Annotated in this window: 4 protein-coding genes; 3 read left to right on the top strand and 1 reads right to left on the bottom strand. The window is 56.7% G+C overall.

The genetic code is table 11. The annotated features are described in order from the left end of the window. Positions 1 to 555: 555 nt before the first annotated feature. Positions 556 to 819: a cold-shock protein gene (locus DC3_RS28570; protein ID WP_146892170.1), complete on the bottom strand. Its 264-nt coding sequence runs from the start codon at positions 817 to 819 to the stop codon at positions 556 to 558. A 370-nt stretch (positions 820 to 1189) separates the two neighbouring features. Between DC3_RS28570 and DC3_RS28575 the strand changes: the two genes are divergently transcribed. From DC3_RS28575 to DC3_RS28585, 3 genes are all read left to right on the top strand, one after another. Then, the gene (locus tag DC3_RS28575) at positions 1190 to 1747 is read left to right on the top strand and encodes a hypothetical protein (RefSeq protein ID WP_146892173.1); all 558 of its coding nucleotides are present in this window, start codon (positions 1190 to 1192) and stop codon (positions 1745 to 1747) included. 389 nt (positions 1748 to 2136) lie between these two features. Beyond that, the gene (locus DC3_RS28580; RefSeq protein ID WP_146892177.1) at positions 2137 to 2496 is read left to right on the top strand and encodes a hypothetical protein; all 360 of its coding nucleotides are present in this window, start codon (positions 2137 to 2139) and stop codon (positions 2494 to 2496) included. Between the two features lie 178 nt (positions 2497 to 2674). Next, on the top strand, positions 2675 to 4654 hold a 1980-nt coding region (locus tag DC3_RS28585), incomplete at its 3' end, for a PAS domain S-box protein (protein WP_146892180.1).

Raw genomic sequence — 4654 nt, forward strand, 5'->3', positions numbered from 1 at the left:
AGAGCATGTTTGAGGACGTGCAGCCACCCGGGCAGCCCTTTAAATTTGCCGCGTTTCTCCAGGATGGTCAGGTCCACAATCAGTTCCAGATGGTGGTTCCTGAATTTATTCCCTGGTGGGTTTGCACGACGTCCGTGACTTGCTGCTGAGTGTGTGGGATCAGCTGTCAGGTGTCCCAGCGGTAGGGGTTGAAAAACCGGCTGATGGCACTTTCCGATTTGAGCTTTGCGTAGTGTGGCAAGGGCTTTCCGGTGGTGGACAGCAACAACACCTCAGGGCTTTGAAGGTCTGCTGGTGGGGGTGAAAATCAGCTGCAGGTTGTGGAAGAATGTTTTTGCGTACTGCTTCATGATAACCCCACTCTGGGGGAACAGTACGCTTTTTTTATCCCTGATGCATTTTTATCCTGGACTGGACCTGGTTATTCCTGGTGCAAGATGCGAGTTGATCCACGTCAGAAGAACGGTGGGTTTCTGAGAGGTCCTGACCGGTTTATTCGCTTTCTTGCCCTGAAAACGTGCTCCCCGGGCAGCCGGGTTCACACTGGGCGCTTGCTCAGCCAAAAGCACTGCAGGGCCTGGTGCGAACTTCAACAGGGCGTCCGTGAACCCACCGCAACTGGGTGAGGCTGGCGGTCTGGGAGCCTTTGCCGTTCTGTCCAGCCTGAACGTCGAACTCGACCTCATGACCTTCATTGGGTCTTTTGAATCCACTGCTCTTGTGGGCACCGCAGGGGGCGAACAAATCGGGTGTGCCCTCACTCGAAATAAATCCGGATCCTTTTTCTGCACTGGACCATTTCACGGTGCCTGCAGCCATGTCGTGCTTTTTTCTCTTCAAAAAAATTAAAACACCGCACTCAAAACCTGTGCTGATCCTCTGGCGTCTCTGGAAGAAAATGAGCTCATGCTTTTTTCAGCTGCACAATGTAGCACAAAATACGGGTTGCAATTTTGAAGTTGAGTTTTTATTTCATGCTTTAGAAGCATCAAAAAATCCAGATTAAAAATCTGCTGCTCATGTTGGTGTGGTACAATGATATTAACAAAAGGTGGGCTTTGATTTCAAAAAATCGCCCCTCGATTTGCCTCTACTTTCCTCCCCTCATCTCATCCAGGTGGCCCTGAAACCACCCCATTGTTCGGTGAAGCAAGATGACCGGACCTCCCTTTGATTGAGAAAGAGGACCATGTTTTTGACTTCCCACATCAACACCCAGAACCAGCTCCAGACTGTTCTTGACCTGTTCAAGACCCGTGAATCTGTGGTGTCCCAGGATATCCGCACCCTGCTGGGCTGCAACATTGGAGACGCCCACACCCTGCTTGAGGAACTGATTGCCCAGGGCCTGATTCAGGCCGACACCGTGCGCAGCTCCACCCGTTACAGCAAACGGGAATTTGAGCACGATGCAAACCTGGTGCGACCTGACTGGTTTGCAAAGCTTGAAGACTGGTTCACAGGCGGCAAAAGAGAATCGGCCACACGCATGGCAAGGCAACTGGGCCTGGAGATCCACCAGATGCGGGCCACCCTGGAAGAAATGCGTCAGGATGGGCTGCTCTACGGAAAATTTGTGGGCCGCATGTGCGTGTACTCCCTGAGGCAGCGCGGCACCACCCGGCAGGCCTCTGCAGAGCAGATGCATCTGGTCCACAACACCCCCGAACGGGTCCAGCAACGGGCCATGATGGCCGCTGGAACAGCCAGGGGCATCCGAAAAAGCAGACCCAGACCCGTGTCCTGAACCTGCCCTGGCCCTGCTCGGGGTCAGGGGGGTTTTCATGCTGACTGCGAAAGGCACCCCTGAAGGATGAAGCTCCATGCTGGAGAAAGATGTCTTGCCTGGAAACTGAATTGAACCCTGTTCTTTCACTGCATTTTTAAGGCATGCTTTCATCCCATGGGTCAAACAGCCTGTGGGACCCCAGGCAACTCCGTGACAGGAAAGCACAGGACAAAGATGCAAAACCCAGAACGCCACCGGCTCAAAGCTTGCGTGTGCAGTGGTCACCCCTTCACCCTGAAATTGGAAAGAGCCCTGAAAGTCGGGGCATGCATCGACCCACAAATGGACATCCCGCCTGCCTTTCCCACCCAGCGTCACTTCGGTTTCCAGCACCCCCTGGGAACACCATGATCTCTCTTCCCACCCACCATGTGTACAGTGTTCCCCAGGAAGTGGCCCAGAAATGCTGCACCCTGGCAGACCTTCACCAGCCTTTTGGTCCCCGCTTTCAGAGCTTCTCCCGTTTTGAGCTCCTGCGGGTCGCCCGGCAGGTGTTTGATTGTCTTCCCCCGGGTGAAGACCTGATCACTGAAGAAGCCCTGGTGGAATGCATCATGGACTGTGCTGCCAGGGAGCGGTCCCACCAGCTGTTCATGCTGCAACTCTCTGGGAGTGTGGTGCAGGGTCTGGTGCTGCTGGTCTCCAACATCAGGCTTGCAGAGCTGCACCAGGCGCTGTCCGCCGCCCTTTTGCAAATCACGGTCTGAGACCTCCATCCAGCAATTTGCCTTGACCCACAAAACCAGCCCTTGACCGGCCGTGCCAGGTTGGCCCTGTGTTTCACCCCCTGACCTCCAGCTCTGGGAAAACCCTCCGTCCGGGTGTGGTTTTGAAATGCTGGATTCTCAAGCTCCCAGAGCTGCATCTGGCGGATGAAGGAACCCCATGACCCCAGACCACACCGAAGCCCCACTGACCCCCGAAACCCCCGATCTGGAAGGCACCCTCGAATTTCTGCACAGCCTGCTGATGACCGTGCAAGAAGGGATTGTGGCGTGTGATGCCCGGGGGGAAATCCAGTTTTTCAATGGGGTGACGCGCAAAATGCATGGTCTCTCCCCCTGGAGCATCCCGGCCAGGAGCTGTTCGGACCATTACCAGCTCTGCTCGGTGGAGACCCTGCAGCCTCTGGCTGAACACGACACCCCACTGGCCCGCACCCTGCGGGGGGAAACTGTCGAAGGGGATGAAATGTTGATCCAGCCCGTGCACGGCGAAACAAGACATGTTTCGTGTTATGGCAGACAGATCAAAAATGAATCCGGCAAAGTGCTGGGTGCCGTGGTGACCCTGCTGGACCTCACCGGAGAAAAGCACTTGGAAGAAGACCTCCAGCAAAGCCAGCACCTGGGCCAGTGGGAACAGCACCTCAGGGTGGCTTCTGAGCGTTCCCTCAAACAAAGCCGGGTGCTTCAAAACATCACCCAGCGGTTGTTTGACCTTACAAGCACCGAAGACCTGGCCCGGGTGATCCTGGAAGAAAGCCAGCCGCTCCTTCCCATCAAAACCGTCTCGATTTTTCTGAAACAGGTCGAGGCAGGCCAGTTGCTGGTCACCTCACAAGACGGCCTGCAACCTGAGGTGGTCCAGGCCCTGTCCGGCATGCCCCTGAATGCCCAGGTGCCGCACACCGAGGTGGCAAGGTCAGGTCAGGCCCAGTTCCACCCCAGAATCCGGCAACTGCAGGACCTCTACCCTGAACTTTCCTGGCTGGAGGAAACCCTGGAAGGGGCTTCCCTCGCCTTCCTTCCCATCAAACTCAGCAGCGAGACCACCGGCACCCTGGTGTTGCAGCTGGAAGAAAAAGCGCATTTCCGAACAAACGAACAGCTTTTCATGGAGACTCTGGCGGATCAGGTGGCCCTGGCCATCGAGCGGCTGAGGTTGCACCACCGGGAAAAGCTTCACCTGCAAGAGCAAGAAGAAACCATTGCCCGCCTGAAAGCCATCCTGGACCATGCTCCCCTGGGGATTGCCCTGCGGGGCCTGGACCTGGACCTGCAGCTTGCCAACCAGAGTTACAGCCAGTATGAGGCGGAGCTGCAAGCCACAGACGCCCAACTGCAACAGGTGCTGGAAACCGGAGAACCCCTGCTGGGGGTGCAGGTTCACCCTGCAGATGGATCCAGCCAGAACCTGTTGCTGAATCACTTCCCGGTGAAAACCCAGGATGGACGCCTGCTGGGGGTGGGATCCACCGTGCAGGACATCAGTGAGCAGCGTCAAGTGGTGCACCTCAGCGACACCGCCCACAGCAAGACTGTGTATGCCAATGGGCACCTGCACGACACCCTGGGGTACAGCCCGGAGGAAGTGCAACGCATGTCCCCGGAGCAGCTGAAACAACTCCTTCATGCTGAAGAGTCCCAGGAAGCCGAGGAACACCAGCAAACACTGGCAGGACTGGCGGATGGTGTGATTCTGGAGCGGGACTTCCGCATGCGCCACAAAGACGGCAGCTGGCGCTGGATGCACAGCCGCCACAAGGTGTTCTCCAGAGACGATCACCAAAAACCCCTGCTGGTGCTCACTGGCACCCTGGATGTGACCGACCGCAAAGCTGCCGAATTGGCCCTGCAAAGCAGCGCCCAGGAACTCCGCGAACTCAACGAGGCCCAGAAGCGCTTTGTGGCGGACGCCGCACACGAACTGAAAAACCCCCTGACCAGCATCCAGGGCAACATGGATTTGATGATCCGGTACCGGGGCATCCCGGAACCAGACCGCCTGGAGATGATCAGCGACGTGCAGAAAGAGGCCATCCGGCTGGGCCGTCTGGTCAACGACATGCTGCAACTCGCCCGTGGAGACTCGGGGGAACTGTTCCGGGAAGAAGAAGTGCAACTCGATGAAGTGCTGCTGGAA

Source organism: Deinococcus cellulosilyticus NBRC 106333 = KACC 11606 (genome assembly GCF_007990775.1).
Classification (GTDB): domain Bacteria; phylum Deinococcota; class Deinococci; order Deinococcales; family Deinococcaceae; genus Deinococcus_C; species Deinococcus_C cellulosilyticus.